At 69.4% G+C, this 24,985-nt stretch carries 30 protein-coding genes; 12 read left to right on the top strand and 18 right to left on the bottom strand.

The genetic code is table 11. From position 1 onward, the window contains the following. Window positions 1-149: 149 nt before the first annotated feature. From ccsB to H7694_RS02570, 5 genes are all read right to left on the bottom strand, one after another. A complete protein-coding gene (ccsB, locus tag H7694_RS02590; protein ID WP_193597998.1) occupies window positions 150-1,145 on the bottom strand; it encodes a c-type cytochrome biogenesis protein CcsB in 996 nt (331 codons plus the stop codon). A 1-nt stretch (window position 1,146) separates the two neighbouring features. Continuing rightward, window positions 1,147-2,892 carry a cytochrome c biogenesis protein ResB gene (locus tag H7694_RS02585; RefSeq protein ID WP_193597997.1) on the bottom strand — a complete coding sequence of 582 codons (1,746 nt, stop codon included), beginning with the start codon at window positions 2,890-2,892 and terminating at the stop codon, window positions 1,147-1,149. Beyond that, complete coding sequence (locus tag H7694_RS02580) at window positions 2,873-3,643, bottom strand: cytochrome c biogenesis CcdA family protein (protein WP_193597996.1); 771 nt, start codon at window positions 3,641-3,643, stop codon at window positions 2,873-2,875. Before H7694_RS02580 ends, H7694_RS02585 begins: the two co-directional genes overlap by 20 nt. Then, on the bottom strand, window positions 3,640-4,290 hold the full coding sequence (locus tag H7694_RS02575) for a TlpA family protein disulfide reductase (RefSeq protein WP_227468252.1): 651 nt from the start codon (window positions 4,288-4,290) through the stop codon (window positions 3,640-3,642). Before H7694_RS02575 ends, H7694_RS02580 begins: the two co-directional genes overlap by 4 nt. 89 nt (window positions 4,291-4,379) lie before the next feature. Further along, window positions 4,380-4,805: a MerR family transcriptional regulator gene (locus tag H7694_RS02570; RefSeq protein ID WP_193597994.1), complete on the bottom strand. Its 426-nt coding sequence runs from the start codon at window positions 4,803-4,805 to the stop codon at window positions 4,380-4,382. A gap of 61 nt (window positions 4,806-4,866) precedes the next feature. Between H7694_RS02570 and H7694_RS02565 the strand changes: the two genes are divergently transcribed. Continuing rightward, the gene (locus H7694_RS02565) at window positions 4,867-5,757 is read left to right on the top strand and encodes an NAD(P)/FAD-dependent oxidoreductase (RefSeq protein ID WP_193597993.1); all 891 of its coding nucleotides are present in this window, start codon (window positions 4,867-4,869) and stop codon (window positions 5,755-5,757) included. A gap of 101 nt (window positions 5,758-5,858) precedes the next feature. On the opposite strand, the gene H7694_RS02560 is transcribed toward H7694_RS02565, so the two are convergent. Further along, a complete protein-coding gene (locus H7694_RS02560; RefSeq protein ID WP_193597992.1) occupies window positions 5,859-6,482 on the bottom strand; it encodes a histidine phosphatase family protein in 624 nt (207 codons plus the stop codon). A gap of 137 nt (window positions 6,483-6,619) precedes the next feature. Here H7694_RS02560 and aspS point away from each other — a divergent pair, with 137 nt between their 5' ends. Beyond that, window positions 6,620-8,407: an aspartate--tRNA ligase gene (gene aspS / locus H7694_RS02555; protein ID WP_193597991.1), complete on the top strand. Its 1,788-nt coding sequence runs from the start codon at window positions 6,620-6,622 to the stop codon at window positions 8,405-8,407. Window positions 8,408-8,511: 104 nt separating this feature from the next. Here the strand turns inward: aspS and H7694_RS02550 are convergent, their stop codons facing one another. After that, complete coding sequence (locus H7694_RS02550) at window positions 8,512-9,330, bottom strand: sulfite exporter TauE/SafE family protein (protein ID WP_193597990.1); 819 nt, start codon at window positions 9,328-9,330, stop codon at window positions 8,512-8,514. Window positions 9,331-9,402: 72 nt separating this feature from the next. Here H7694_RS02550 and H7694_RS02545 point away from each other — a divergent pair, with 72 nt between their 5' ends. The 5 genes from H7694_RS02545 (at window position 9,403) to H7694_RS02525 (ending at window position 13,972) form a co-directional block, all read left to right on the top strand. Then, window positions 9,403-9,942, top strand: a complete 540-nt coding sequence (locus H7694_RS02545; RefSeq protein WP_193597989.1) for a GNAT family N-acetyltransferase — start codon at window positions 9,403-9,405, stop codon at window positions 9,940-9,942. A 97-nt stretch (window positions 9,943-10,039) separates the two neighbouring features. Further along, complete coding sequence (locus tag H7694_RS02540; RefSeq protein ID WP_193597988.1) at window positions 10,040-11,179, top strand: ABC transporter substrate-binding protein; 1,140 nt, start codon at window positions 10,040-10,042, stop codon at window positions 11,177-11,179. Then, window positions 11,176-12,090 (top strand): ABC transporter permease, encoded by a 915-nt coding sequence (locus H7694_RS02535; protein WP_193597987.1) that lies wholly within the window; start codon window positions 11,176-11,178, stop codon window positions 12,088-12,090. Before H7694_RS02540 ends, H7694_RS02535 begins: the two co-directional genes overlap by 4 nt. Continuing rightward, the gene (locus H7694_RS02530) at window positions 12,087-12,884 is read left to right on the top strand and encodes an ABC transporter permease (protein WP_193597986.1); all 798 of its coding nucleotides are present in this window, start codon (window positions 12,087-12,089) and stop codon (window positions 12,882-12,884) included. The genes H7694_RS02535 and H7694_RS02530 overlap by 4 nt, the downstream gene beginning before the upstream one ends. Beyond that, window positions 12,881-13,972, top strand: coding sequence for an ABC transporter ATP-binding protein (locus tag H7694_RS02525; protein ID WP_193597985.1), 1,092 nt, complete (start codon window positions 12,881-12,883; stop codon window positions 13,970-13,972). The genes H7694_RS02530 and H7694_RS02525 overlap by 4 nt, the downstream gene beginning before the upstream one ends. 49 nt (window positions 13,973-14,021) lie before the next feature. Here the strand turns inward: H7694_RS02525 and H7694_RS02520 are convergent, their stop codons facing one another. From H7694_RS02520 to H7694_RS02480, 9 genes are all read right to left on the bottom strand, one after another. Continuing rightward, window positions 14,022-14,777 (bottom strand): amino acid ABC transporter ATP-binding protein, encoded by a 756-nt coding sequence (locus H7694_RS02520; RefSeq protein ID WP_193597984.1) that lies wholly within the window; start codon window positions 14,775-14,777, stop codon window positions 14,022-14,024. Next, window positions 14,774-15,565, bottom strand: coding sequence for an amino acid ABC transporter permease (locus tag H7694_RS02515; RefSeq protein WP_193597983.1), 792 nt, complete (start codon window positions 15,563-15,565; stop codon window positions 14,774-14,776). The genes H7694_RS02520 and H7694_RS02515 overlap by 4 nt, the downstream gene beginning before the upstream one ends. Window positions 15,566-15,596: 31 nt before the next feature. Beyond that, window positions 15,597-16,424, bottom strand: a complete 828-nt coding sequence (locus H7694_RS02510) for a basic amino acid ABC transporter substrate-binding protein (protein ID WP_193597982.1) — start codon at window positions 16,422-16,424, stop codon at window positions 15,597-15,599. Between the two features lie 120 nt (window positions 16,425-16,544). Continuing rightward, complete coding sequence (locus H7694_RS02505) at window positions 16,545-16,844, bottom strand: Dabb family protein (protein ID WP_193597981.1); 300 nt, start codon at window positions 16,842-16,844, stop codon at window positions 16,545-16,547. Further along, the gene (locus H7694_RS02500) at window positions 16,841-17,128 is read right to left on the bottom strand and encodes a glutaredoxin family protein (RefSeq protein WP_193597980.1); all 288 of its coding nucleotides are present in this window, start codon (window positions 17,126-17,128) and stop codon (window positions 16,841-16,843) included. Before H7694_RS02500 ends, H7694_RS02505 begins: the two co-directional genes overlap by 4 nt. Continuing rightward, on the bottom strand, window positions 17,125-17,418 hold the full coding sequence (locus H7694_RS02495; RefSeq protein WP_193597979.1) for a rhodanese-like domain-containing protein: 294 nt from the start codon (window positions 17,416-17,418) through the stop codon (window positions 17,125-17,127). The genes H7694_RS02500 and H7694_RS02495 overlap by 4 nt, the downstream gene beginning before the upstream one ends. A gap of 153 nt (window positions 17,419-17,571) precedes the next feature. Further along, on the bottom strand, window positions 17,572-17,670 hold the full coding sequence (locus tag H7694_RS02490; RefSeq protein ID WP_003792170.1) for a 30S ribosomal protein bS22: 99 nt from the start codon (window positions 17,668-17,670) through the stop codon (window positions 17,572-17,574). Between the two features lie 119 nt (window positions 17,671-17,789). Next, window positions 17,790-17,981, bottom strand: coding sequence for a helix-turn-helix domain-containing protein (locus H7694_RS02485; RefSeq protein WP_193597978.1), 192 nt, complete (start codon window positions 17,979-17,981; stop codon window positions 17,790-17,792). Between the two features lie 110 nt (window positions 17,982-18,091). Continuing rightward, the gene (locus H7694_RS02480; protein WP_227468251.1) at window positions 18,092-18,505 is read right to left on the bottom strand and encodes a TetR/AcrR family transcriptional regulator C-terminal domain-containing protein; all 414 of its coding nucleotides are present in this window, start codon (window positions 18,503-18,505) and stop codon (window positions 18,092-18,094) included. A 107-nt stretch (window positions 18,506-18,612) separates the two neighbouring features. On the opposite strand from H7694_RS02480, the gene H7694_RS02475 reads away from it, so the two are divergent. Next, the gene (locus H7694_RS02475) at window positions 18,613-19,131 is read left to right on the top strand and encodes an ABC transporter permease (protein ID WP_193597976.1); all 519 of its coding nucleotides are present in this window, start codon (window positions 18,613-18,615) and stop codon (window positions 19,129-19,131) included. A 21-nt stretch (window positions 19,132-19,152) separates the two neighbouring features. Here H7694_RS02475 and H7694_RS02470 read toward each other — a convergent pair whose 3' ends face one another. Further along, window positions 19,153-19,563, bottom strand: coding sequence for an ArsR/SmtB family transcription factor (locus tag H7694_RS02470; RefSeq protein ID WP_193597975.1), 411 nt, complete (start codon window positions 19,561-19,563; stop codon window positions 19,153-19,155). Between the two features lie 113 nt (window positions 19,564-19,676). On the opposite strand from H7694_RS02470, the gene H7694_RS02465 reads away from it, so the two are divergent. The 3 genes from H7694_RS02465 to H7694_RS02455 all read left to right on the top strand — a co-directional run bounded on the left by H7694_RS02465 (window position 19,677) and on the right by H7694_RS02455 (window position 22,940). Further along, the gene (locus H7694_RS02465) at window positions 19,677-21,107 is read left to right on the top strand and encodes a TrkH family potassium uptake protein (RefSeq protein WP_193597974.1); all 1,431 of its coding nucleotides are present in this window, start codon (window positions 19,677-19,679) and stop codon (window positions 21,105-21,107) included. 1 nt (window position 21,108) lies between these two features. Next, a complete protein-coding gene (locus tag H7694_RS02460) occupies window positions 21,109-21,771 on the top strand; it encodes a potassium channel family protein (RefSeq protein WP_413782932.1) in 663 nt (220 codons plus the stop codon). Between the two features lie 104 nt (window positions 21,772-21,875). Then, a complete protein-coding gene (locus H7694_RS02455) occupies window positions 21,876-22,940 on the top strand; it encodes an alpha/beta fold hydrolase (protein WP_193597972.1) in 1,065 nt (354 codons plus the stop codon). A gap of 155 nt (window positions 22,941-23,095) precedes the next feature. Here the strand turns inward: H7694_RS02455 and proC are convergent, their stop codons facing one another. Further along, a complete protein-coding gene (gene proC / locus H7694_RS02450; RefSeq protein ID WP_193597971.1) occupies window positions 23,096-23,935 on the bottom strand; it encodes a pyrroline-5-carboxylate reductase in 840 nt (279 codons plus the stop codon). A gap of 78 nt (window positions 23,936-24,013) precedes the next feature. On the opposite strand from proC, the gene H7694_RS02445 reads away from it, so the two are divergent. After that, entirely contained in the window at window positions 24,014-24,985 is a 972-nt protein-coding gene (locus tag H7694_RS02445; RefSeq protein WP_193597970.1) for a cation diffusion facilitator family transporter, read from the top strand.

Raw genomic sequence — 24,985 nt, 5'->3', positions numbered from 1 at the left:
GAGCCGGACCGAGCATTCACCGGAGGTAGGAGAAAGCACGGGGGTAGGACGGAACGCGCGGCATGCGTCCTACGCCGGGTGGATCGCCTACGTGCGTGCGAACAGGCGACGGGCCAACGCCCGGCGAGAACTCAGAGACCGCGCGCGCTTCAGCTGAGGCCGGAGTAGGCGTGCAGGCCCTTGAAGAAGACGTTGACGATCGTGAAGTTGAAGATCACGGCCGCAAAGCCGGTGATCGACAGCCAGGCCGACGGGGTGCCGCGCCAGCCACGCGTCGAGCGGGCGTGGATGTAGCCGGCGTAGAGCACCCAGATGATGAACGTCCAGGTCTCCTTGACGTCGAAGCCCCAGTAGCGGCCCCAGGCGTCCTGCGCCCAGATCGAACCGGCGATGAGCGTGAAGGTCCAGAAGATGAAGCCGACCACCGCGAAGCGGTACGCGAGGTTCTCCATGTGCAGCGCGCTGGGCAGCGTGCGAAGGAAGCCGGGCCCGGGGTTCTCGATGCCCTCGGCCAGGCGACGCTCGCGGCGCGACTGCAGCAGCTGCATGGTCGACAGCGCGAAGGCGAGCGCGAACACGCCCACCGAGAGCGAGGCCACGAAGACGTGGATCACGAGCCAGACCGACTTCAGCGGGTCGACGAGCGGGGTGACCTCGACGTAGAAGTTCGCCGCGGCGGCTCCCAGCAGCACCAGCACGAGGCCGGCGATGAAGGTCCCCAGGAAGCGCAGGTCGATGCGGGTGAGCATGATCAGGTAGACGAGCCCGATCAGCAGCGTGCCGATCATCGCGAACTCGTACAGGTTCGCCCACGGCACGCGTCCGGCGGCGAAGCCGCGGGTGAGGGTCGCGACCAGGTGGAAGAGCCAGCCCAGCACCATCAGCGAGGTGCCGATGCGGGCGAGCACGTACCGCGGCTTCGCAGCAGCATCCTGGGCATCGGCGGGAGCGGCGATGTCGACAGCATCCGCACCACCCGCACCACCACCGACCTCGCCGCCCCCGGCGGCGACCAGCACCCTCGCACCCACCGCCGTCGAGCTCGACCGCTTCGCGAGGTCGAACGCGTAGGCGATGAAGGCGCCGGCGTAGACGGCGATCGCCGTCCACAGCGTCAGGATCGAGATGGAATCGAGGTCGGGCATGTCATGCCTCCTTCACGGGGCGCCGCGTCGCGGCCGCATCGAGCAGCCGCTCGTGCCCGCGGACGAGATCGTCCACGGCGGCGGCCAGAGTCGGATCCTCGCCGCGCGCGAGGCCAGCGTACTCCAGGTGGATGGTGTCATCGGATGCCGTGGCCTTGACCCACATGCGCCGGCGCGGCACGAACAGGGCCAGGCCCAGACCGCCCAGGGCGAGCAGCGCGAACACGAGCACCCACACGGCGGAGGCGTCGTGGTGGATCTGCAGCGACACGTAGCGCTTGACCGACTGAGTGAAGTCGGTCGCGCCAGCCGGCGCCTCGTTCTCGAACGTGACGGTGCCCAGGCCGTTGGGCAGATCGGCGGTCTCGCCGGGCTGCAGCTGGATCGACTCCACGTCGGTGCCGCGCCCGTTGAGCTTGGTCATGTCCTCGGTGTCGAGCTGGTAGACCGAGACGGGCCGCCCGCCGTCGATGCCCAAGTCGCCCTGGTAGACGTCGAGGGTGAGCAGCGGGATGGCCACCGCGCCGTGCGCCGAGGCGAACGCCCCGGTGTCGAGCTTGACGGCGGTCGGGTAGAAGAAGCCGATCAGGCCGAGCTGCTTGGGCATCCCGTCGGGGATCTTCACGACGCCCAGTGAGCTCATGTTGCTGTCCTGCGGCAGGAACTCGACCGGCTGGCTGAGCACCTGCACGCCCTCGGCGTTGCGCACCGTGATGGTGGGGGCGTAGCCGTTGCCGAGCAGGTAGACCTTGTCGCCGCCGACATCCAGCGGGTGGTTCACCTCGACGTCGCCCTTGCGGGTCGAGCCGTCGGGCTCGCGCACCGTGAGGTTGGCCTTGAAGTTGCCCGCCTGGCCGGCGCCGGGCGTACCGAAGTCCTCGTAGGTGATGTCGAACGAGTCCAGGGTCAGCGCGTACGGCTGCAGGGCGTCGTCGGCGACGAAGCGGCCGCGGTTGATCGAGTTGTAGTCGAGCAGGGTGTTCACGAACGACTTGCCCTCGATGACCACCTTCTGCCCGGTGTAGGCGAAGCTGCCGCCGATGCCGACGGTGACGAGCACGCCCACGAGCGAGATGTGGAAGAGCAGGTTGCCGGTCTCGCGCCAGTAGCCGCGCTCGGCCGACACCGACCAGGTGGCGCCTCGGCCGCGGCCCGCGGCGGTGTCGTAGCGTGCGACGCGGTAGCCGAGTGCTTTGAGCTGCTTCTGCGCGGCGTCGACGGCCGCCTCGGCATCGGCATCCGACCCCTCGCGCGTGGTCTCGCGGTGATCCTCGAGGCGCGCCAGCCGCACGGGCGTGCGCGGCGGCTGCGCACGCAGGGCCTTCAGGTGGTGCTTGATGCGCGGGATGATGCAGCCGATCAGCGACACGAACAGCAGCAGGTAGATGGCCGAGAACCACGGCGACGAGTACACGTCGAACATGCTCAGATCGTCGAGGATCGGGAACAGGTCGGGGTTGTCGGTGCGGTACTGGATGACGCCGTTCGGGTCGGCCATCCGCTGGGGGAAGATCGACCCCGGTATCGCGGCGATCGCCAGGATGAGCAGCAGCACCAGCGCCACGCGCATCGAGGTCAGCTGCCGCCAGCCCCAGCGCAGCCAGCCGACGAGGCCGAGCCTGGGCTGGTTGATCTCGTCGTCGCGCGAGCGGACGGAATCGACGTGGTCGGCGGGGCGCAGCGGGTCGGATGCCGCGGACGCGCCGTCCTGCTCGATGCGGGTGCCGTCAGAGCGGGAGGATGACACTGCTCATCACCGCCGTCAGTCTCGACATGATCTGGGTCCACACCCCGGTCACCATCAGCAGGCCGAGGATGATCAGCAGCGCACCGCCGATGATGTTGACGGTGCGGATGTGGCGGCGCATGAACGCCGTCGCGCTGGTCGCCCAGCCGAAGCCGAGGGCCACCAGGAGGAACGGGATGCCGAGGCCGAGCGAGTAGGCGACGCCCAGCAGCGCTGCCCGCCACGGGTCGCCCAGCGTCCAGCCGACGCTGATGATCGCGCCCAGGGTCGGACCTGTGCACGGCGCCCAGCCGATCGCGAGGGTGATGCCCAGCAGCGGCGCACCCACGAGCCCGGTGGTGGAGTTCACCTGCAGCTTGTACTGCCGCTGCGCGAACCCGAAGAAGCCGAGGAACACGAGCCCCATCGCGATCACGACCGCCCCGAGGATGCGGGTGATCAGCTCGCCCCACTCCAGGAAGAAGACGGATGCCGCGCCGCCGACCACCGTGTAGGCGACGAAGACGACCGTGAACCCGGCGATGAACAGCAGCACCCCCAGCAGCATCCGCCGCCGGTCGGTGCGGACACGAGCCGCGGAACCCGACGCCGGGGCACCGGCGGAGGCGCCGGCGGCGCCGCCGATGAACCCGAGGTACCCGGGAACGAGCGGAAGGATGCAGGGCGAGAGGAACGAGACGAGGCCGGCGGCGAGCGCGAGCGGGATGGCGAGCCAGAGCGCGCCGGCCCCGATCACGGCATCCGGGGTCACGCCTTCTCCTCGAGTGCGTCCTGGATCAGGGTCGACAGGATCGAGGTGCCGTCGATCGGGCCGATGATGCGGGCGGCGACCCGGCCCTGCCGGTCGAGCACGAGGGTGGTCGGCGGCGCCTGGATCGGGGTGACCTGCGCGAAGGCGAGCTTGGCCTCGCCGGTGTCGGCGTCCATCAGGCTCGGGTAGGTGATGCCGTAGTTCTCGGCGAAGGCCTTGGCGGTGTCGGCCTGGTCGTAGATGTTCACGCCGATGAAGGCGACGTCGTCGGGCTGGTGCTTCTGCCAGACGGCTTCGAGATCGGGGGCCTCGAGGCGGCACGGGCCGCAGCCGGCGTACCAGAAGTTCACGACGGCGACGTCGCCGGCGATGTCCTGGCTCGAGAACTTCTCGCCGTCCTCGGTGACGCCGCCGAAGACGACCGGCTCACCGCGCTTTTCGGCGGGGATCTCGACGACGCGGAAGTCGGCGGTGGTGTACGCCTTCTCCTCGCCGTTGAGGAAGGCCTCGGTGGCGGGGTCGGGGGCGCATGCGCTCAGGCCGACGGCGAGCACCGCGGCGAGCGCTGCACTGGCAGCACGCCGGGATCGGATGCTGCGGGAAGAGCGCCCGCTGCGGACAGATGGAACCGTCGACGCGAGAGGCACGTTGTCAGTGTATGCACGGGATCCTATGGGTGAGCCGGAAGGGCGGAGGCGCGAGAAGCGCGGCCGGGGGCCGCCGTCGGGCGTTTGCATCACCCCGCGGTCTGCAGGTCGGGGAACTCGCCGAGCACGTCCGAGAGCGCGGCGCGGAACCGCGGGCAGGTGGAGATGTCGTGTGCGGAGCAGTTCAGCGCATGCTCGGTCATCGCCTTCGACCGGCGCATCTCGGCCATCCGCCGGTCGAGGTCGTCGATGTGCGCCTGAAGCACGCGGTGCCTGCCCGACATGTCGCGCTCGAGCAGATGGGCGATCTGGTCGAGGCTCATCCCGGCATCCTTGCTGCGGACGATCACCGCCACCCTGACGACGTCGTCGCGCCCGTAGCGGCGCCGGCCGGCGGCATCCCGCTCGGGGGCGAGCAGCCCCACCGACTCCCAGTGGCGCAGCACGTTCGTGGGCAGGGAGAACCGCTCGGCGACCTCTCCGACGGACCAGGGACGCTCAGCACTTGACTTCATGTTGACATGAAGTCACACACTGACGGAGAACGCAAGTGCGAACACCTCAGGAGGACGACAGATGCGCGACGTCATCATCATCGGCGCAGGCCCCGCAGGCCTGCAGGCAGCCCTCACCCTCGGACGGATGCACCGCACCGCCCTGGTCGTCGATTCCGGCGAGTACCGCAACGGACCCGTGCTGCATATGCACAACGTGGTCGCCAACGACGGCACTCCCCCGGCCGAGTTCCGCGCGACCGCCCGCGCCCAGCTGGCCGCCTACGAGACGATCACCCTGCGCGAGGGATCGGTCACCGCCGTCTCTCCTGCGGACGACGGCTTCGCCGTGCGGTTCGCCGACGGCACGACCGAGCACGCCCCGCGGGTGCTGCTGGCGACCGGAATGGCGGATGACCTGCCCGCCGTTCCCGGCCTCGCCGAGCTGTGGGGACTGCGGGCGTTCACCTGCCCGTTCTGCGACGGCCACGAATTCGCCGGACGCCGGGTCGGAGTGCTCGGCGGCGGCCGCGCCGAGCATCTCGTGCGGATGCTGCGCCCCATCGTCGGCTCGCTCACCGTCTTCGACGGCGGCGAGCTCGACGCCCAGGCCCGTTCGGCCCTCGAGGAGCTCGGCGCGGACGTGCACTCAGCACCGGTGACAGCGGTGGCCGCGCACGACGACGGCGTACGGGTGAGCGCTGGCGGCGAGGTCGACGTGGGGGCGCTGTTCGTCACGAACGGCACGACGCGTCAGCGTGCGCCGTTCCCCGAGCAGCTCGGCCTGCGGATGCTGCCCAGCGGTGCCATCGAGATCGACGAATTCGGCCGCACGTCGCTTCCGGGCGTCTCGGCGGCGGGCGACCTGGCACACCGGGCGGCTGTCCCCGGCATCATGGCCGCGGTCACCATCGCCGCGGCTGCGGGTCAGCTGGCCGCGGCCGGCATCGTGCAGGAGCTCGCGATGGCGTGACGGGCAGGGCGCCTCGAGGCGCCCGAACGACGGAGCGGATGCCGTGGCCCACGGCATCCGCTCTGTTCTGTTCTGTGCTTTCCGGCCGCGCGCCGGACCGCTCAGACCGCGCCGAGGTCGATGCCGGCGGCGGCCGGCTCGGCGTAGTCGACCTCGCGCCACACGTCGCCCACGCGCTCGAAGCTCGTGACGCTCGACAGGGCGCAGCGGCGGGTGCGCGGGTCGTGCCGCAGCGGCAGCCCCGCGATCGCCAGATGCGTGATCCAGATCGGCGCCTGGTGCGAGACGAAGACGACGTCGCCGTCGTCCGCGGCATCCCAGGCCTCGTCCATCGCCTCCTGCACGCGGTCGGCGATCGAACGGTACGCCTCTCCCCAGCTGGGCAGCGACGGGCGCCGCAGATGCCACCAGTTGCGCGGGTCGCGCAGCGCCCGCGACATGCGCCGGCCCTCGAACACGTTCGTCGGCTCGATGATGCGCGCGTCGAGTTCGGCGGTGAGTCCGAAGCGCTCGGCGAAGGGCTCGGCCGACTCCTGGGCGCGCTCCAGCGGAGAGCAGCGCAGGCCGGTCACGGGGCGACCGAGGGATGCCACATGCGCGGCCGCCGCCTGCGCCATCTGGTGTCCGGTCTCGCTGAGGTGATAGCCGGGGAGCCGGCCGTAGAGCACCCGCAGCGGGTTGTGCACTTCACCGTGGCGGACGAGATGCAGGCGGGAAGCGACCATGCCCGCGAGTCTAGCCAGGCGCCCTCCCCCGCCGCGCATGGGGGAGGGCCCGGGATGCCGCCGGCGGGCGGCGGGCGCTCATCGCCCTCCCCGTAGACTGGGCGGGTCCCATATTCCCCGATCAGAAGGAATCCTCCGTGCTTCGCACACACACGGCAGGCTCGCTGCGAGCCGAGCACATCGGTCAGACCGTCACCCTCTCGGGCTGGGTCGATCGTCGCCGCGATCACGGAGGCGTCGCGTTCATCGATCTTCGCGATGCATCCGGCATCGCTCAGGTGGTCATCCGCGACGAAGAGGTGGCGCACCCGCTGCGCAGCGAGTTCGTGCTCCAGGTGACCGGTGAGGTCTCGCGCCGGCCCGCCGGCAACGAGAACCCGAACCTGCCCACCGGCGAGGTCGAGCTCATCGCCAGCGTCGTGACGGTGCTGAACGAGTCGGCGCCGCTGCCCTTCCAGGTCTCCAGCGGTCTGGCCGAGTCCGACCCGATCGGCGAAGAGGTGCGCCTCAAGCACCGCTACCTCGACCTGCGCCGTCCGGCCCCGGCCGCGGCGATGCGCCTGCGCTCGGACGTCTACAAGGCGATCCGCGACGAGCTGCACCAGCGCGACTTCGTCGAGGTCGAGACCCCGACGCTGACCCGCTCCACACCCGAGGGCGCCCGCGACTTCCTCGTGCCGGCGCGCCTGCACCCGGGCAGCTGGTACGCGCTGCCGCAGTCGCCGCAGCTGTTCAAGCAGCTGCTGATGGTCGGCGGTGTGGAGAAGTACTTCCAGATCGCGCGCTGCTACCGCGACGAGGACTTCCGCGCCGACCGTCAGCCTGAGTTCACGCAGCTCGACATCGAGATGAGCTTCGTCGAGCAGGAGGACGTCATCGAGATGATGGAGTCGCTCATCGTCGCGATGTGGAAGACCATCGACGTCGACGTGCAGACGCCGCTGCCGCGGATCACCTACGCCGACGCGATGGCGAAGTACGGCTCCGACAAGCCCGACCTGCGCTTCGGCCTGGAGCTCAGCGAGGTCACCGACTACTTCAGGGACACCCCGTTCCGGGTGTTCCAGTCGGAGTACGTCGGCGCGGTCATCATGCCCGGCGGCGCCTCGCAGCCGCGCAAGACGCTGGACGCCTGGCAGGACTGGGCCAAGCAGCGCGGTGCCCGCGGTCTTGCCTACGTGCTCTTCAACGAGGACGGAACTCTCGGCGGACCGGTCGCGAAGAACCTCTCCGAGGCCGAGCAGGCGGGTCTTGCCGAGCTCGTGGGCGCAAAGCCCGGCGACTGCGCCTTCTTCGCCGCCGGTGAGACGAAGGCCAGCCGCGCGCTGCTCGGCGCCGCGCGCGTCGAGATCGGCCGCCGCCTCGAGCTGCTCGACCCGAACGTGTTCGCGTTCACCTGGGTCGTCGACGCCCCGATGTTCGAGCCGGCGTCGGATGCCGTGGCATCCGGTGATGTGGCGGTCGGAGCCGGCGCCTGGACGGCCGTGCACCACGCGTTCACCGGACCGAAGCCCGAGTTCGAGGACACCTTCGACACCGATCCGGGATCCGCCCTGGCCTACGCGTACGACATCGTCTGCAACGGCTCCGAGCTGGGTGGCGGCTCGATCCGCATCCACCGCGAGGACGTGCAGAAGCGCGTCTTCGAGGTGATGGGCATCAGCGAGGAGCAGGCCGAGGACAAGTTCGGCTTCCTGCTCGAGGCGTTCAAGTTCGGTGCTCCCCCGCACGGCGGAATCGCGCTGGGCATGGACCGCGTCATGCAGCACCTGACCAAGACCGAGTCGATCCGCGAGGTCATCGCGTTCCCGAAGTCGGGCAACGGCTTCGACCCGCTGACCGAGGCTCCCGCCCCGATCACCCCGGAGCAGCGCGCCGAGGCCGGCGTCGACGCCGCTCCCGAGCCCGAGTCCGCAGAGCGCTGACCCCCCGTCACTACCGCCGAAACCCCTCGTGGTTGCCCAGACCCCTCAGGATCTGCGCGAATCACGAGGGGTTTCGACATTCATGAGGGGTTTCGGCGGGAGGGTCAGGGGAGGGCGGGGGCGACGTTCTCGTTCCACACGTCGAAGCCGAGCTTGCCGATCAGCAGCACCACGACGATCAGGAAGACCCAGCGGATGAACCGGGATCCGCGCGAGATCGCCATCCGCGACCCCAGATAGCTGCCGGCGACGTTCGCGACGGCCAGGATGCCGCCCAGCAGCCACAGCACCGCACCGTGCGGGATGAACAGCAGCAGCGCGCCCGCGTTGGTCGCGAGGTTCACGATCTTCGCCTTGGCGCTGGACTGCAGGAAGTCGTAGCCCATCAGCGCCACGAGGGTGATGACGAGGAACGTCCCGGTGCCCGGGCCGATCAGCCCGTCGTAGAAGCCGATCACCAGCCCCGCCGCCCCGGCCGTGATGTGGTGTCGGTGGCCGGTGAAGCGCAGCTTCATGACCTGCCCCATCGCCGGGCGGAACACCGTGATCGCCGCCACGATCAGCAGCGCGACGACGATGATCGGCTTGAACGCCGCAGCAGGCAGCACGGTGGCCACCGCCGCCCCGCCGAAGGACCCGGCCAGGGCGATTCCCGCCATCGGCAGCGCCGTGCGGATGTCGGGCTTCGCCCGCCGGTAGTAGGTGACGCTGCTCGTCGCGGTGCCGAACACGGATGCGAGCTTGTTGGTCGCCAGCGCCTGCACGGGCGCGATGCCGGGGATAAGCAGCAGCGCGGGCAGCTGCAGCAGTCCGCCTCCTCCGACGACGGCGTCGATCCAGCCGGCGGCGAAGGCGGCGATGATGACGAGCACGAGCACGCCCCAGGTGAGCTGTTCGAGTCCGAGGAGTGCTCCGATGTCCATCACCACTCAGAATGCCAGAACCTCGGATGCCAGAACGCACGACGCCAGAACGGCGGGTGCCAGACTGGGGGCATGCTCGATCAGCTGCCGCTGCCGCATCCGCTCCCGTCCCGCACCGGCGAGGTCACGCTGCGCCGTGCGACCCGCGCCGACGCCGAAGCGCTCATCGCCCTGCTCGCCGACGACCCCATCAGCGCATCCCGCGGCGACCGCGCCAGCGCCGAGGACGAGCCGCTGTACCGCGCCGGGCTCGACGAGATCCTCGCCGATCCGATGAACGACCTGCTCGTTGCCGAGCGCGACGGCGTCGTCGTCGCCACCTTCCAGCTCACCCTGATCCCGGGCATGGCGCGACGCGGCGCGCGCCGGCTGCTCGTCGAGGCGGTGCGGGTGCGCAGCGGCCTGCGCTCCGCCGGGATCGGCTCGGCGATGATGCGGTGGGTCACCGACGTCGCCGCCCCGGCACTGGGTGCGACGCTCGTGCAGCTGACCTCGGATGCCGCGCGCGTCGACGCGCACCGCTTCTACGAGAACCTCGGCTTCGCCGGGTCGCACCGGGGCTTCAAGTACGCGGTGCCACCGGCCACGGCATCCGGTGTCATGACTTCGTAACCCGGCGTTCACCGCCGCCGCCCTGCCGGGTAACCGGCGGGCCGTAGTTTCCTCTCGTCCCGACTCGGCCATCGGCCGGACTCCCGAGAGGAAACTCATGGCAATCATCCCCCGCCGCGCGCGCCTGGGCGCCGGCATCGCCCTCGCGACCACCGCGGCTCTGCTGCTCACCTCCTGCGCAGGCGCTCCCGCCGCAGGCGGCTCGGGCGACGGCGCGGCCGACGCAGCGACCGCGACCTCGGTCAGCGACTTCGGCACCTTCGCCGACCTCGAGGCCGCCGCGAAGGAGGAGGGCCAGCTCAACGTCATCGCCCTCCCCCGCGACTGGGCCAACTACGGCGAGATCCTCGACCTGTTCGCAGAGCGCTACCCCGAGATCACCGTCAACGAGCAGTCGCCGGATGTGTCCAGCGCCGATGAGATCAAGGCGGCCGAGACCAACGAGGGCCTCGACACGGCCCCCGACGTGTTCGACCTGGGCCTGACCGTCGCGCTGCAGAGCACCGACGTCTTCGCCCCCTACAAGGTGCAGACCTGGGACGAGATCCCGGATGCCCTTAAGGAGCCCACCGGCCTGTTCGTCGGCGACTACGGCGGATACATGTCCGTGGGCTACGACTCGTCGAAGTACCCGGCCCCCGCCTCGCTCGACGACCTCAAGGGCGCCGACTACAAGGCCTCGGTCGCGCTGAACGGCGACCCCACGCAGGCCGGCGCCGCCTTCGGCGCCGTGGGCCTGGCCACCGTGCAGTCCGGCGGGGAGCTGGACGACTACCAGGCCGGCATCGATTTCTTCTCCGACCTGCAGAAGTCGGGCAACCTGCTGAAGGTCGACGTCACCACCGCGACGGTCACGAGCGGCGAGACTCCGGTCGTCTTCGACTGGGACTACCTCAACGCCGCCCACAAGGCCGCCAACCCGAACTGGGAGGTCGTCGTGTTCGACGGCGTCGGCTACGCCGCGTACTACAACCAGGCGATCAACAAGGACGCCCCGAACCCGGCCGCGGCTCGTCTGTGGCAGGAGTTCCTCTACAGCGACGAGGTGCAGAACCTGTGGCTGAAGGGCGGCGCCCGCCCCGTTCGCATGGAGGCCATGATCGAGGCCGGCACCATCGACACCGAGCTGGCCGCGGCACTCCCCGAGGCACCGGCCGAGACCGTCGTCCCGACCGAGAAGCAGAGCACCGCCGCCGGCACCCTGCTCGGCGAGAAGTGGGCCGCGGCGGTTCGGTGACCGCCGTCGAACTCGCACGCGTCGGGTCGGAGCGCATCGCTCCGGCCCGGCGCGCCGTCTCCTCGAGGGAGCTGCTCGCCGGTCTCGGCCTCGTGCCGTTCGCCGCGTACGTGCTGCTGTTCCTCGCCCTGCCGACAGCGCTCGCCCTGCTGTCGGGCCTGTTCGACAGCGAGGGCGCCTTCACCTGGACCAACCTGTCGGCCCTCGCCGATCCCGTCATCATCGCCACGTTCTGGAACTCGGCCTGGATCTCGCTGCTCACGGCCGTGGTCGGCGCGGTGGTCGGCGCCGCCGTCTGCTACGCGCTGCTCGGTCTGCGGCCCGACGGCGCCATCCGCACCACTGTCGAGGCCGCCGCGGGCGTGCTCGCCCAGTTCGGCGGCGTCATGCTCGCCTTCGCGTTCATCGCCACGATGGGCCTGCAGGGAGTGATCACGGTGCTGCTGCGCGACTCGCTCGGCGTCGATATCTTCGCCACCGGCCCGTGGATCTACGAGGTGCCGGGGCTGATCCTGCCCTACATCTACTTCCAGGTGCCGCTGATGGTGATCACCTTCCTGCCCGCACTCACCGCGCTGCGACCGCAGTGGGCCGAGGCGAACCTCACCCTCGGCGGCACGCGCGCCAGCTTCTGGCTGCGCATCGGCTTCCCGGTGCTCGCCCCCTCGTTCCTGGCGAGCTTCCTGCTGCTGTTCGCGAACGCGTTCTCGTCGTATGCGACCGCCGCCGCGCTCGCCAGCCAGGGCTCGCAGATCGTGCCGCTGCAGATCCGTGCGGCTCTCACGAGCGAGACCGTGCTGGGCCGCGAGAACCTCGCCGGGGCCCTCGCCTTCGGCATGATCGTCGTCGTCGGCGTAGTCATGTGGCTCTACTCGCTGGTGCAGCGGCGGGCGGCGAGGTGGCGGGTATGAACCGCATCGCCCCCTCGCGCACCACCCGCTGGGTCATCGGCATCCTGGTCGGCGGCCTGTTCGCCATTCCGCTCGTCTCGACGCTGCTGTACACGCTGCGCGATCCGGCCGGCGGGCTGAGCGGCATCCACTGGGCCGCCCTCGCCGACCCCGCTCAGGCACAGGTGCTGCGTCCGATCTGGACGGGCCTGGGCAACTCGCTGCAGCTGTCGATCGTCACCGTCGCGATCGTGCTGTTCCTGCTGGCACCGACGATGATCCTGGTGAACCTGCGGTTCCCGCGGCTCAAGCCGATCTTCGAGTTCGTGGTGCTGCTGCCCATCTCGATCCCGGCGATCGTGCTCGTGGTCGGCCTGGCGCCGATCTACCTGCAGGTCGGGCGCACCTTCGGCACCGGCACCTGGACGCTCGCCTTCGCCTACGGCGTCACCGTGCTGCCGTTCGCGTACCGATCGATCCAGGCGTCGATGGATGCCGTCGACATGCGCACCCTCAGTGAGGCGGCACGCTCGCTCGGCGCGAGCTGGCCCACGGTCGTGCTGCGGGTGCTGGCCCCGAACCTGCGCCAGGGGCTGCTCGCCGCCTCGCTCATCTCCATCGCCGTCGTGCTCGGCGAGTTCACCATCGCGTCGCTGCTGAACCGTCAGGTGCTTCAGACCGCCCTCGTCGTCGTGCAGAAGCAGGACCCGTACGCGCCCGCCATCTTCACGCTTCTGGCGCTGGCGTTCTGCTTCGTGCTGCTGCTCGCCATCGGGCGGGCGGCGCGCGATCGCTCAGGAAAGGCCGAATCATGACCACCGACCAGGCACTGCCGGCCACGAAGGACAACCTGCTGCTCGCCGAGGCCGGCGAGGGCACCCGCGTCGAGCTCGGCGGCATCGTCAAGTCGTACGGCGGCACGCGCGTGCTGCACGGCATCGATCTCGACATCGCCCCCGGTGAGTTCGTCTCGCTGCTCGGCCCCTCCGGATGCGGCAAGACCACTCTGCTACGGGTGCTGGCCGGTCTCGAGGATGCCGACGAGGGCACCGTGCTGCTCGGCGGCGCCGATGTGTCGCACGTGCCCACCAACCGCCGCGACATCGGCATGGTGTTCCAGTCGTACTCGCTGTTCCCGCACCTGCGCATCACCGACAACACCGCCTTCGGGCTGCGGCGCCGCGGCGTCGGCCGGGCTGAGGCTGCCAGGCGCGCCCTCGACGCCCTCGCCCTGGTCGGGCTCGCGGAGCACTCAGAGAAGTTCCCGCACCAGCTCTCCGGCGGGCAGCAGCAGCGCGTGGCCCTGGCCCGCGCCCTGGTGACCGAACCGAAGGTGCTGCTGCTGGACGAGCCGCTCTCGGCGCTGGACGCGAAGGTGCGCGTGCAGCTGCGCGACGAGATCCGCCGCCTGCAGCTGCGCCTGGGCATCACGACCGTGTTCGTCACGCACGACCAGGAGGAGGCGCTGGCCGTCTCCGACCGCATCGCGGTGATGAACTCGGGCCGCATCGAGCAGATCGACACGCCCGAGGAGCTGTACGGCGCGCCGGCGACGGCATCCGTGGCCGGCTTCGTCGGCCTCTCAAGCCTCGTCGCCGGGGTCGCCGACGGCGGCCACGTCACCGTGTGGGGGCAGCGACTGCCGCTGCAGACGCCGGCGGACGGTCCGGTCGACGTGTATCTGCGGCCCGAGAACGTGCACTTCGCGGCGGAGGCGGATGCCGTCGCCACCGGCATCGTCGAGGAGTCGACGTTCCTGGGCAGCATGCGCCGCACGGTCGTGCGCACCGAGGCCGGCGAGCGGGTCACCGTGCAGCATGCACCCGGCATCCGGCCCGCCTTCGGCGACGTCGTCGGCCTGCGCCTGCTGGCCGAGCCTGTCGCGGCGCGGCCGCGCGACTGAGCGGCGGGACCCGCCCCGGATACGACGCAGGCGTCGATGTCCGTGCGGATCAGAGCACGCGGGAGAGGAAGTCCTGCGTGCGCGGATGCTGCGGGTTCGCCAGCACCTGACGCGGGTCGCCCTGCTCGAGGATGTGCCCGCCGTCCATGAAGATCAGGCGCGAGCCGACCTCGCGGGCGAAGCCCATCTCGTGCGTGACGACGAGCATCGTCATGCCCTCGTCGGCCAGGCTGCGCATCACCTGCAGCACCTCGCCGACCAGCTCGGGGTCCAGCGCCGACGTGGGCTCGTCGAAGAGCATCATGTCGGGGTTCATGCACAGCGCCCGCGCGATGGCGACGCGCTGCTGCTGTCCGCCGGAGAGGTGGCTCGGGTAGGCATCCGCCTTCTCGCTCAGCCCCACGCGGCCGAGCATCTCGCGGGCGACGCGCTCGGCCTCGTCCTTCGAGCGCTTCTTCACGCGGCGCTGCGCGATGGTGAGGTTGCCGAGCACCGTGAGGTGCGGGAACAGGTTGAAGCTCTGGAAGACCATCCCGATGCGAGTGCGGACGCGGTCGATCTCGGTCTCGGGGTCGGTGATGTCGATCCCCTCGATCAGGATGCTGCCGCCGGTCGGCTCTTCGAGCAGGTTCACTGAGCGCAGCAGGGTGGACTTGCCCGAGCCGGACGGCCCGATCACGCAGACCACCTCGCCCGCGGTGACGGTGAGGTCGATGCCCTTGAGCACCTCGTTGTCGCCGAAGGTCTTCACCAGGCCCCGCACCTCGATGGCGGGGGCGTGGACGTCGATCAGATCCGTGCTCATCGCTGCTTCGCCATTCGTCGTTCGAGCCACGCGACCACCCGCGTCAGCGGGATGGTCACGAGGAGGTACAGCAGGGCCGCCATCACCAGCGGAGTCGCGTTGGCGTTGGCCGTCGATGCGTCACGGGCGAAGTTCGTCAGCTCCTTGGTCTGGATCGTCACACCCGCGATGAACAGCAGCGAGGTGTCCTTCAGCAGCAGGACGAACTCGTTCGTCATCGGCGGAATGATGATGCGGAAGCCCTGCGGGAGGATGATCCAGAACATCGTCTTCATCGGCGACATGCCCAGCGACCGGGCGGCCTCGGCCTGCCCCTTCGGCACCGCCTGGATGCCGGCGCGGATCACCTCGGCCATGTAGGCCGAGGCGACCAGGATCAGCCCCAGCAGCCCCGCACCGGCGGGGCCGCCGGGGATCTTGATCCCGAGCGCGATCGGCAGCATGAACGCCACCGCGAAGATGGTCAGCAGGGCGGGAAGGCCACGGAACAGCTCGATCCACGCGGTCGCGAACCAGCGGAACGGCCCGATGACCGACAGCTTCATCAGGGCGAACAGGATGCCGAGCAGCAGTCCGCCGAGGAAGCCGATCAGGGTGAACAGCAGCGTGTTCACCAGAGCCGTGGTGATGATGCCCGGGAACATCTTCGCCGCGACCTCGGCATTGAAGAACTGCCGTGCGATCCGCGGCCAGTCCGTCGCGAGGACGGCCCAGACGACCACCCCGATGAACAGGGCGTACATGGAATACCGGTACGCCCGGTTCCGGGTGCTGCGCTTCAGCGCCATCGTGGAGATCCTTCCCACCCGCCTGCGGCGGTCAGTTCGCGCTGAAGTACTTGTCGTAGAGCGTGTCGTAGTCGCCGCTGTCGCGCAGCTCCTGCAGAGCGCCGTCGATCGCGTCGCGCAGCTCGACCTTCTCACCCTTGGCGAAGGCGAAGCCGTACGACTCGTCGGTGTCGTACTCCTCGACGATCTTGTACGCGTCGTCGGCCTTCTCGTGCTCGAGGTTCACCGGCTGGTCCTGCAGGATCGCGTCGATCTGCCCCGCCTGCATCGCCGGCCACAGCTCGCCGTCGGAGGGGTACTGCACCAGGGTCGCGCCCGTGGCGTTCTCGGTCGCGTAGTTCTCACCGGTGGTGCCCTGCTGCACGCCGACGTTCTTGCCGTCGAGGTCGTCGATGCTCTCGATGCCCGAGTCGACGCGCACCAGCAGTGACTGCAGCGAGTCGTAGTACGGCTCGGAGAAGTCGATGTTGGCCTTGCGCTCCTCGGTGATGGTCATGGCCGAGGCGCCGAGGTCGCAGTCACCGGCGAGCAGCACGGTGCCCGACTGGAGGGCGTCGAAGTTGACGTCCTGCACGGCCAGCTCGAGGCCGAGCTTGTCGGCGATCGCGCCGAGCAGCTCGATGTCGAAGCCCGAGTAGCCGGTCTCGGTCGACGAGTCCTCGAACTCGAAGGGCGGGTAGGGCACGTCCGAGCACGCGGTCAGCGTGCCCTCGGTGACCAGACCGTAGTCGGGACCGGAGGGTGCGTCGCCGCCGTCACCACCGTCGCCATCGGATGCAGGGTTGCCGGCGCATCCGGTGAGGGCGAGGACTGCGGTGGCGGCGATGGCCGCACCGATGAGAAGAGGACGACGATTCATGATCACTCCTGCGTGACGGGCATCTGCCCTGGGAACGGGTTCGCCATCATCTTGACACGATGACGGCGACATGGAACAACCACCTGGATGACCGGTGGTCACGGTTGTATTGCGACGGATTCAGATCTCGAAGTCGACGGCGACCCGGGATGCGACCACGGAGCGAATGTATGCTCCGACCTCCTTGTGCGCCGGATGCACCTGGTAGGCCTCGAGCGCCTCGAGGGAATCCACGTCGGCGACGAGGGTGACGTCCCAGTTGATGTCGGGGTGCGCGACGTTCGCGCCGGCCGAGACCGTGCGCAGCTCGGGCACCACGCCCATCAGCGCGTTGAGCCGGCGGGCGACCTCTGCGGCCTGCTCGCCGCGCAGCGCGGCATCCTCTTCGGCGAGCTTCCAGCTTACGACGTGACGGATCACTGATTCTCCTTGTCCGGGGCAGCACTGAGGGCGTCTTCGAGCGCGCTGCGCAGGCGGTCGGGGGTGACGCGCCAGTGCGCGTGCAGCTCGCCGTCGATCAGGACCACGGGGATCTTCTCCCACCACAGCTCGTACAGTGCGGGATCGTCGTTGATCGACTGCTCGATGATCTCGAGCCGCTCCGCGGCAGCATCCGGCAGTTCGGCGACGACGACGTCGACGATCTCGCTCGCGACCTCGCAGAGGTGGCAGTCGGGCTTGCCGATGAGGGTGACTGTGGTCACTTCTCGACCGGATGCCCCTGGGCGATCCACGCGTCGGTGCCGCCCTCGACGTTGGTGACGTCGTAGCCGCGGGACTCGAGCGCCTGCACGGCGCGCGCCGACCGCCCGCCCAGCAGGCAGATCACGTCGAACGCCTCGCCCGGCAGCTCTTCGAGCCGGTCACCGAGCTCGGACAGCGGGATGTTCACCGCACCGGGGACGCGACCGGAGGCGTACTCATCGCGCTCGCGGACGTCGATGAGCGGCACGCCCTCACGGGCGGCGAGCTGGGCGATGTCGATCGATTTCATGGACTCCCTTTCGTGGGGTGCTCCGGCATCGGTGTTCCTGGGGTGCTCCGGCATCCGTGTTCCTGGGGTGCTCCGGCATCCGTGGCAGCGAGACACGAAGCGCCCCCGTCGACGGGAACAGGCCCGGTCGGGAGGCGCTCAGTGTCGTGCCGCTTACTTCTTGTTGCGGCGCTGGTGGCGAGTCTTGCGAAGCAGCTTGCGGTGCTTCTTCTTCGCCATGCGCTTGCGGCGCTTCTTGATGACTGAACCCACGGAAACCTCACTAAGTCAGGGGCTGGATGCCACGAAGGCGGGCACCCGGGTACGGGCACGGAAAAATGCCTCCGACGATTCTAGCAAACCGTCGGGCCCACCCTGAACGCGCGCTCGGATCAGCCGACGTCGGCGATGGGCCGGTTCAGCGCCTCGGCGACCGCCGACTCGGGCACGCGATAGCTGCGACCGAACCGGATCGCGGGCAGCTCACCGGCATGCACCAGCCGGTACACGGTCATCTTCGACACGCGCATCAGCTCGGCGACCTCCGCCACCGTCAGGAATCGAACGTCTTGAACATCGGGCATCCCACGTACCCCTTTCTGCTGATGCACACTCTATGGGGTAGGTGCGACACCTGTAAACCGCTGTGACTGATGTGAGTCCTGGGACTCCTCGCACACCGGACTGCCGCGCGTCAGGGACGTGCGCGTGCCGCGCGGTCGGCGGCCTCGCGATGCGCCTGACGCTCGGCCTTGCGCGCGGCGCGCAGCGCCTTCTCGGCATCCCGCACCGCCTTCTGCGCCTCGCGCAGCTTCCTGTCGTCCGAGAGCTCGGCCGGCTCGACACCGATCCAGTCGTGCGCGGCCGCGTGCTCCTCACCCCGGTCGAGCGCGTCGATGTACATCGCGACACCGTCGAGCAGCCGCTCGATCGCAAAGCGGAACGGGTCGTCGGGAGCCGTGAACACCCCCGCATCGACAGCCCTGCGAAGGTGGGGGAACTCGTCGCCGGTGACGACGCGATCGAACAGCGCGGCCTCCTCGGCCGAGATCTCGTCGGGACTCAGACCCCGCGTGCGCGCCTGCTCGGCGTACCCGGCCACCACCATCCCGTACCACCGGGCGTGACCGCTCGCGGCGAGCGCGACGGCCAGCCGCTCGTTCTCGGAGAGCGGGGTCTCGGAGAGCGCCTCGAGTCCGGCACGTCGCCAACGACATGCGCACCGGCATCATCGACCGGTTCCGCACCATGCCGCTGCGCGCGGACGCCGTGCTGACCGGCCACGTCGTGGCGAGCCTGCTGCGCAACATCGTCGCGACCGCCGTCGTGATCGGCGTCGGCGTGCTGGTCGGCTTCCGGCCGACGGCCACGTTCGGAGACTGGATGCTGACGGCCGCACTGATCGCGCTCTACATCCTCACGATCACGTATCTCTTCGCCGCGATCGGACTCGCCGCCGGCTCGCCCGAGGGCGCCAACGGGTACGGCTTCGTCCTGCTGTTCCTGCCGTACCTCTCGAGCGCGTTCGTGCCGGTGGTGAGCATGCCGGAGTGGCTGCAGCCGGTGGTCGAGCACCAGCCGATCACGCCGATCGTCGAGAGCATCCGGGCACTGCTGATGGGAACGTCCGTCGACAGCGAGCCGATCCTGGCCGTCCTGTGGTGCGTGCTGATCCTCGTGATCGCCGCGGTCTGGGGCGCGTGGCTGTTCCGCCGCAAGGCGGCTCGGCGGTGAGGGGCGGCGCGGCGGTGACGCTCAGCGGCGCTTGAACGCGCTCGCCACCGCGTGCTTGGCGGATGCCGCGGCGCGGCCGACCACCTCGGCCGCGTGCGCGGCACTGTCTGGCAGCGGGGCCGCAGGAAGGGTGATCTGCGGGGCCTGATCGCCGTAGGCGTCGACGAGGAACGGCACCAGCCAGTCGTCGACGACCTCCAGCGGCTCGACGGCGAGGCTGTAGAAACGGCGCTGACCGTCTTCGCGCACGGTGACCAGTTCGGCCTCCCGCAGCACCTTGAGATGCTTCGACACGGTCGGCTGGCTCACGCCCAGCTCGCTCACGATCTCGGTGACGCTGGTGCCGGCATCGCTCTCGCTGGAGCGGCTGAGCAGCAGCTGGAGGATGTCGCGCCTCGTGCCGTCCGCGATCACATCGAAGATGTCGGTCATGCCATCAGGGTAGTCGGCGCCCGGGTGAGTCGCCTAGCATGGCGACCCTGCGCACGGAGTACGATTGCGGAGATCCGGCAACGGCCGTCGCATGCACAGCAGGAGGGGGATCGATGTCGGGCACCATGTCGGCATCCTCTCAGCGCACCCCGGTGGGCCTGGTCGCCAAGCGGATCAAGCACGTCGTCACCTCGTCGCCTTCGCGCTTCGCGATCGTCGTGTTCGCCACCCTCATCCTGGTGTTCACCGGCTTGCTATCGCTGCCGATCTCTTCGGTATCCCGCACGGTCACGCCCCTCAGCGACGCATTGTTCACGGCGGTCTCGACGATCTGCGTCACCGGACTCGCCACCGTCGACATGAGCACGCACTGGTCGGGGTTCGGCCAGGTCGTCATCTTCATCGGCGTGAACATCGGCGGGTTGGGCGTGCTCACGCTCGCCTCGCTCATGGGACTGGTGATCTCCAAGCGCCTGGGACTGAGCGCCAAGCTCATGGCCGCCGGCGACACCAACCCGCTGCGCGCCCACGGCGGCGTGGTCAACGAAAGCCAGACCGTGCGGCTCGGCGAGGTCGGCCAGCTGCTGACGACGGTCGCCTTCTCGGCCCTCATCATCGAGGGCTCCCTCGCCGTGCTGCTCTACCCGGCACTGGTGATGGCGGGCGTCGATCCCTTCTCGGCACTGTGGGAGGCACCCTACTTCGCCGCGATGGCGTTCACGAACACCGGGTTCGCCCCCAACGACGGCGGCGTCGCCGTCTTCGGCGACGACTACCTCGTGCTCTTCCTGCTGATGGCCGGCGTCTTCCTGGGAAGCATCGGCTTCCCCGTCATCTACACGCTCGCCAAGCACGTGTGGCACGTGAAGCGCTGGTCGCTGCACTCCAAGCTCACCCTCGTGACGACCATCCTGCTGTTCTTCGCCGGCGCCGCGGTGTTCCTGCTGCTGGAGTACGACAACCCCCGCACGTTCGGATCGATGGATGCCGTCGACACGACGGTGCAGGCGTTCTTCCTGTCGGCGATGACACGCTCCGGCGGCTTCAGCGTCATCGACATCTCCGACCTGAACGGCTCGTCGATGCTCGTGGCGTGCATGCTCATGTTCGTCGGCGGCGGTTCGGCATCCACCGCCGGCGGCATCAAGGTGACCACCCTCGCCGTGCTCGCCATCGCCGTCTGGTCGGAGGCGAAGGGGCGTCAATCGGTCGAGGCCTTCGGGCGCCGCATCCCCTCGGACGTGCAGCGCGTCGCGCTGTCGGTCGTGGCGTGGGGTGCGACGATCGTCGCGATCTCCACGATCGCGATCACCCAGCTGACCAAGTTCCCCGTCGTCGAGGTGCTGTTCGATGTGATCTCGGCCTTCGGCACGGTGGGCCTCAGCTCGGGCGTCACCGAGCAACTGCCCGACTCCGGCTCGTACCTGCTCGCGCTGACTATCTTCATGGGGCGCGTTGGTACAGTGACACTCGCCGCGGCGGTCGCCGCGACGTCCCGTTCGCAGCTCTATTCGCTGCCCGTGGAAAGGCCGATCGTTGGTTGAGATGGTTCGCGGCGACGCGCCGGTTCTCGTGATCGGACTCGGACGCTTCGGCGCCGCCTGCGCCGGAGAGCTCGATCGGCTCGACCGCGAGGTGCTCGCGATCGACGAGGACCTCGGCCTCGTGCAGAAGTGGTCCGAGCGCGTCACGCACACCGTGCAGGCGGATGCCAGGAACATCGACGCGCTGCGTCAGATCGGCGCCCAGGACTTCCAGGTCGCCGTGGTCGCCGTCGGCTCGCTGATCGAGGCGTCGGTGCTCATCACCGCCAACCTCGTCGATCTGAAGGTGCCGCAGATCTGGGCCAAGGCCGTGTCGCAGTCGCACGGCAAGATCCTGGCCCGCGTGGGGGCGAACCACGTCATCTACCCCGAGCGCGAGGCCGGCGAGCGCGTGGCGCACCTGGTCAGCGGCCGGATGCTCGACTTCATCCGCTTCGACGACGACTTCGTGCTGGCGAAGATGTACCCGCCGAAGTTCATCCGAGGCGTGGGACTGAACGAATCGGGCGTGCGGACGAAGTACAAGGTCACCGTCGTCGGCGTGAAGAGCCCCGGCAAGCCGTTCCGCTACGCAGAGGCGAACACCGTCGTCACCAACCACGACCTCATCATCGTCTCGGGCACGAACAGCGACATCGAGCGCTTCGCCAGCCTCGACCGCTGACGCGGGCCCTTAACCTGAAAGCTGATTCACATTCGCGCGGAGTCGCGTTAGAGTCGTGCTCAGCACGCGACGTCGAGGTCGCGTCCAGGCGCGAAGGAACGGCCATGACCACCCCCGACTCCCTGCTCTTCGACGGCATCACCGCGCGCATCGTCCGCACGCCACGGCTCGCCGCGCACGTGCTCGAACGCACCGGCGACGACACGGATGCCGTGCCCGAGCGCACCGTCGTGCTCGTGCACGGCAACGTCTCCTCGGCGCTGCTGTGGCAGGAGGCGATGCTCGCCCTGCCCGACGACCTCAGAGTGCTCGCGGTCGACCTGCGCGGTTTCGGGGGCAGCGAGCACCTGCCGGTGGACGCCACCCGCGGCCTGCGGGACTACAGCGACGACGTCGCGTCGGTGCTCGCCGAACTCGGCATCCCGACCGCACATCTGGTCGGCTGGTCGATGGGTGGCGGCGTGGTGATGCAGTACGCCCTCGACCACCCCGTGCTCACCCTGACCCTGCAGGCGCCGGTCTCGCCGTACGGGTTCGGCGGCACCCGCCGTGACGGATCGCGTCTCACCGACGACGATGCCGGATGCGGCGGGGGCGGCGCGAATCCCGACTTCATCCAGCGACTGCGTGACGGCGACACTTCGGCCGAGGCCGCCACCTCGCCGCGCAACGTCTTCCGCTCGAGTTACGTCTCCGAGGGGTACTCGTCCCCGCACGAGGATGTCTGGGTGGCATCCATGCTCACCACCTCGACCGACGAGGGCGGCTACCCCGGCGACTCCGTCGCCAGCGAGAGCTGGCCGGGCTTCGCCGCCGGCGGCAGCGGCATCCTGAACACCATGGCGCCGCGGTACTTCAATGCGGCAGGCATCGTCGATCTCGCCGAGAAGCCTCCGGTGCTGTGGGTACACGGCACCGCGGATGCCATCGTCTCGGACGCGTCGTTCTTCGACCTCAATCACCTCGGTGCGCTGGGAGTGATCCCCGGGTGGCCGGGTGCGGACGTGGCGCCCGCGCAGGAGATGGTGTCGCAGACGCGCGACGTGCTCGACGCGTACGCCGCCGCCGGCGGCAGGGTCACGGAGCTCAACTGGGAGGGCGTGGGCCACTCCCCTCACCTCGAGCGCGTCGACGACTTCTGCAACGCGGTGGTCGCGCACATTCGGTGAGCTCGGTTGTCGTGGTTTGGGGCCCTTCGAGAGCCTCAGGGACCCAAGAAGCTGGGTTGCTGAGGCTCTCGAAGCACCCACCCTTCGACAGCCTCAGGGACCCACGGGCGGGTTGTCGAGGATCGGCCCTTCGAGAGCCTCAGGGACCCAAGAGGTCAGGCGCCGGCGGCGAGCTCCTTCGAGCGGGCCAGCGCGGCAGCGGTCGCACGGGCGAACATGTCATCCAGGCGCGCCTCCTGCATCACCGCGATCGCACGCTCGGTCGTGCCCTTGGGGCTCGTGACGCGCCGGCGCAGCTCGGCCGGGTCCTCGCCGGATGCCTCGAGCAGCGCGGCCGCACCGATGAACGTCTGCGCGGTCATGAGGCGGGCATCGGCATCCGAGAATCCCATCCCCACCGCGACCTTCGTGAGTTCCTCGATGAGCAGGAACACATAGGCAGGACCGGAACCCGAGACGGTGCCGAGGTGATCGATCTGCGATTCCGGCATCTCGATGACTGCGCCGACGGTTTCGAACAGCGCACGCACCAGCGCCATGTCCTCCGCGGTGGCTGCGGGTCCGGCGGCGATTCCGGTGAGGGCCCGTCCGACCGTCGCCGGGGTGTTCGGCATCGAGCGGACGGTGTGCGCGTCCGCGCCGAGGGCATCCGCGAAGGTCGCGAGGCTGACTCCGGCGGCGAGGCTCACGACGATCGCGTCGTCGCGCAGCACGGGGGCGATCTCGCGGAGCAGATCCGGCACCATCGCCGGCTTGACGCCCACGAGCACGATTCGCGCCGTGGCCACGGCATCCGTGTTCCCCGCCGGGTTCTCCTCGAGGGCGATGCTCGTCACGCCGGGCAGCGACGCCAGCGCATCGGCCTTCTCGCGCGTGCGGTTCGTGGCGGTGATGCCGCCCTCGACCGGCACGCCCGAGGCGACGACCCCCTGCAGGACCGCACCGCCCATCGAGCCGGCGCCGAGGAATGCGAGGGAGGGAAGCGAGTCGACCATGCCGCCATCCTACGAGCCGCCCGGGTCGCCCCGGCCGCGTACTCCGACCGGACGGGGAGCGCGACGTAGACTCGTGCCATGAGCGCATCCGGTGGCAGCAAGGCGATCATCGCGGCATTCCTGGCGAACATGGGCATCGCCGTGGCGAAGTTCATCGCGTGGGCGCTCTCGGGTTCGGCGTCGATGCTCGCCGAGGCGATCCACTCGGTCGCAGACTCGGGCAACCAGCTGCTGCTTCTGCTCGGCGGACGCCGCGCCCGCCGGGAGGCCGACCGCGACCACCCGTTCGGCTACGGCCGCGAGCGCTACGTCTCGGCCTTCGTCGTCTCGATCGTGCTGTTCTCGCTCGGTGGCCTGTTCGCGGTCTACGAGGGCGTGCAGAAGCTCATCGACCCGCACGAGCTCGACCACACCTGGTGGTGGCTGCCGATCGCCGTGCTCGTCATCGCGATCGTGCTCGAGTCGTTCTCGCTGCGCACCGCCATCCAGGAGAGCAACAAGGTGCGCGAGCCCGGTCAGTCCTGGATCGCCTTCGTACGGCACTCCAAGGCGCCCGAGCTTCCCGTCGTGCTGCTCGAGGACACCGGGGCCCTGACCGGCCTCGTCTTCGCCCTCTTCGGCGTCGGGCTCAGCGTCATCACCGGCGACCCGGTCTTCGACGCCATCGGCACCCTGCTGATCGGTCTGCTGCTCATCCTGATCGCCCTCGTGCTCGGCTACGAGACCAAGAGCCTGCTCGTCGGCGAGGGCGCCAGCCGCGCCGACTTCGACCGCGTCGTCGACGCGATCTCCGGCGGACCCGAAGTCGAGAAGCTCATCCACATCAAGACGCTCTACCTGGGCCCCGACGAGCTGATGGTGGCGGCGAAGATCGCGCTCACCGCCGACAAGTCGGTGCGTGATGCGGCATCCGACATCGACGCGATCGAGCGCCGCATCCGCGCTGCCGTCCCCGCCGCCCGGGTGGTCTATCTCGAGCCCGACATCTACCGTCCGGCGCTCGACCCCGAGCCGTCGACGGATGCGTTCGTCTTCAAGTCCTCCGACTGA

It is taken from the genome of Microbacterium sp. YJN-G (assembly GCF_015040615.1).
In the GTDB taxonomy this organism is placed as follows: Bacteria; Actinomycetota; Actinomycetes; order Actinomycetales; family Microbacteriaceae; genus Microbacterium.
This window is presented reverse-complemented; position numbering and strand designations above follow the sequence as displayed.

What these genes read in the sequence shown, in the direction of transcription:
- ccsB (WP_193597998.1), bottom strand. Translation starts at nt 1,145, where the DNA reads ATGCCCGACCTCGATTCCATCTCGATCCTGACGCTGTGGACGGCGATC.
- H7694_RS02570 (WP_193597994.1), bottom strand. Translation starts at nt 4,805, where the DNA reads ATGAAGTCAAGTGCTGAGCGTCCCTGGTCCGTCGGAGAGGTCGCCGAG.
- H7694_RS02565 (WP_193597993.1), top strand. Translation starts at nt 4,867, where the DNA reads ATGCGCGACGTCATCATCATCGGCGCAGGCCCCGCAGGCCTGCAGGCA.
- H7694_RS02560 (WP_193597992.1), bottom strand. Translation starts at nt 6,482, where the DNA reads ATGGTCGCTTCCCGCCTGCATCTCGTCCGCCACGGTGAAGTGCACAAC.
- H7694_RS02550 (WP_193597990.1), bottom strand. Translation starts at nt 9,330, where the DNA reads ATGGACATCGGAGCACTCCTCGGACTCGAACAGCTCACCTGGGGCGTG.
- H7694_RS02545 (WP_193597989.1), top strand. Translation starts at nt 9,403, where the DNA reads ATGCTCGATCAGCTGCCGCTGCCGCATCCGCTCCCGTCCCGCACCGGC.
- H7694_RS02540 (WP_193597988.1), top strand. Translation starts at nt 10,040, where the DNA reads ATGGCAATCATCCCCCGCCGCGCGCGCCTGGGCGCCGGCATCGCCCTC.
- H7694_RS02530 (WP_193597986.1), top strand. Translation starts at nt 12,087, where the DNA reads ATGAACCGCATCGCCCCCTCGCGCACCACCCGCTGGGTCATCGGCATC.
- H7694_RS02525 (WP_193597985.1), top strand. Translation starts at nt 12,881, where the DNA reads ATGACCACCGACCAGGCACTGCCGGCCACGAAGGACAACCTGCTGCTC.
- H7694_RS02520 (WP_193597984.1), bottom strand. Translation starts at nt 14,777, where the DNA reads ATGAGCACGGATCTGATCGACGTCCACGCCCCCGCCATCGAGGTGCGG.
- H7694_RS02515 (WP_193597983.1), bottom strand. Translation starts at nt 15,565, where the DNA reads ATGGCGCTGAAGCGCAGCACCCGGAACCGGGCGTACCGGTATTCCATG.
- H7694_RS02510 (WP_193597982.1), bottom strand. Translation starts at nt 16,424, where the DNA reads ATGAATCGTCGTCCTCTTCTCATCGGTGCGGCCATCGCCGCCACCGCA.
- H7694_RS02495 (WP_193597979.1), bottom strand. Translation starts at nt 17,418, where the DNA reads ATGAAATCGATCGACATCGCCCAGCTCGCCGCCCGTGAGGGCGTGCCG.
- H7694_RS02485 (WP_193597978.1), bottom strand. Translation starts at nt 17,981, where the DNA reads ATGCCCGATGTTCAAGACGTTCGATTCCTGACGGTGGCGGAGGTCGCC.
- H7694_RS02480 (WP_227468251.1), bottom strand. Translation starts at nt 18,505, where the DNA reads ATGGTGGTGGCCGGGTACGCCGAGCAGGCGCGCACGCGGGGTCTGAGT.
- H7694_RS02475 (WP_193597976.1), top strand. Translation starts at nt 18,613, where the DNA reads ATGCGCACCGGCATCATCGACCGGTTCCGCACCATGCCGCTGCGCGCG.
- H7694_RS02470 (WP_193597975.1), bottom strand. Translation starts at nt 19,563, where the DNA reads ATGACCGACATCTTCGATGTGATCGCGGACGGCACGAGGCGCGACATC.
- H7694_RS02465 (WP_193597974.1), top strand. Translation starts at nt 19,677, where the DNA reads ATGTCGGGCACCATGTCGGCATCCTCTCAGCGCACCCCGGTGGGCCTG.
- H7694_RS02460 (WP_413782932.1), top strand. Translation starts at nt 21,109, where the DNA reads ATGGTTCGCGGCGACGCGCCGGTTCTCGTGATCGGACTCGGACGCTTC.
- H7694_RS02455 (WP_193597972.1), top strand. Translation starts at nt 21,876, where the DNA reads ATGACCACCCCCGACTCCCTGCTCTTCGACGGCATCACCGCGCGCATC.
- proC (WP_193597971.1), bottom strand. Translation starts at nt 23,935, where the DNA reads ATGGTCGACTCGCTTCCCTCCCTCGCATTCCTCGGCGCCGGCTCGATG.
- H7694_RS02445 (WP_193597970.1), top strand. Translation starts at nt 24,014, where the DNA reads ATGAGCGCATCCGGTGGCAGCAAGGCGATCATCGCGGCATTCCTGGCG.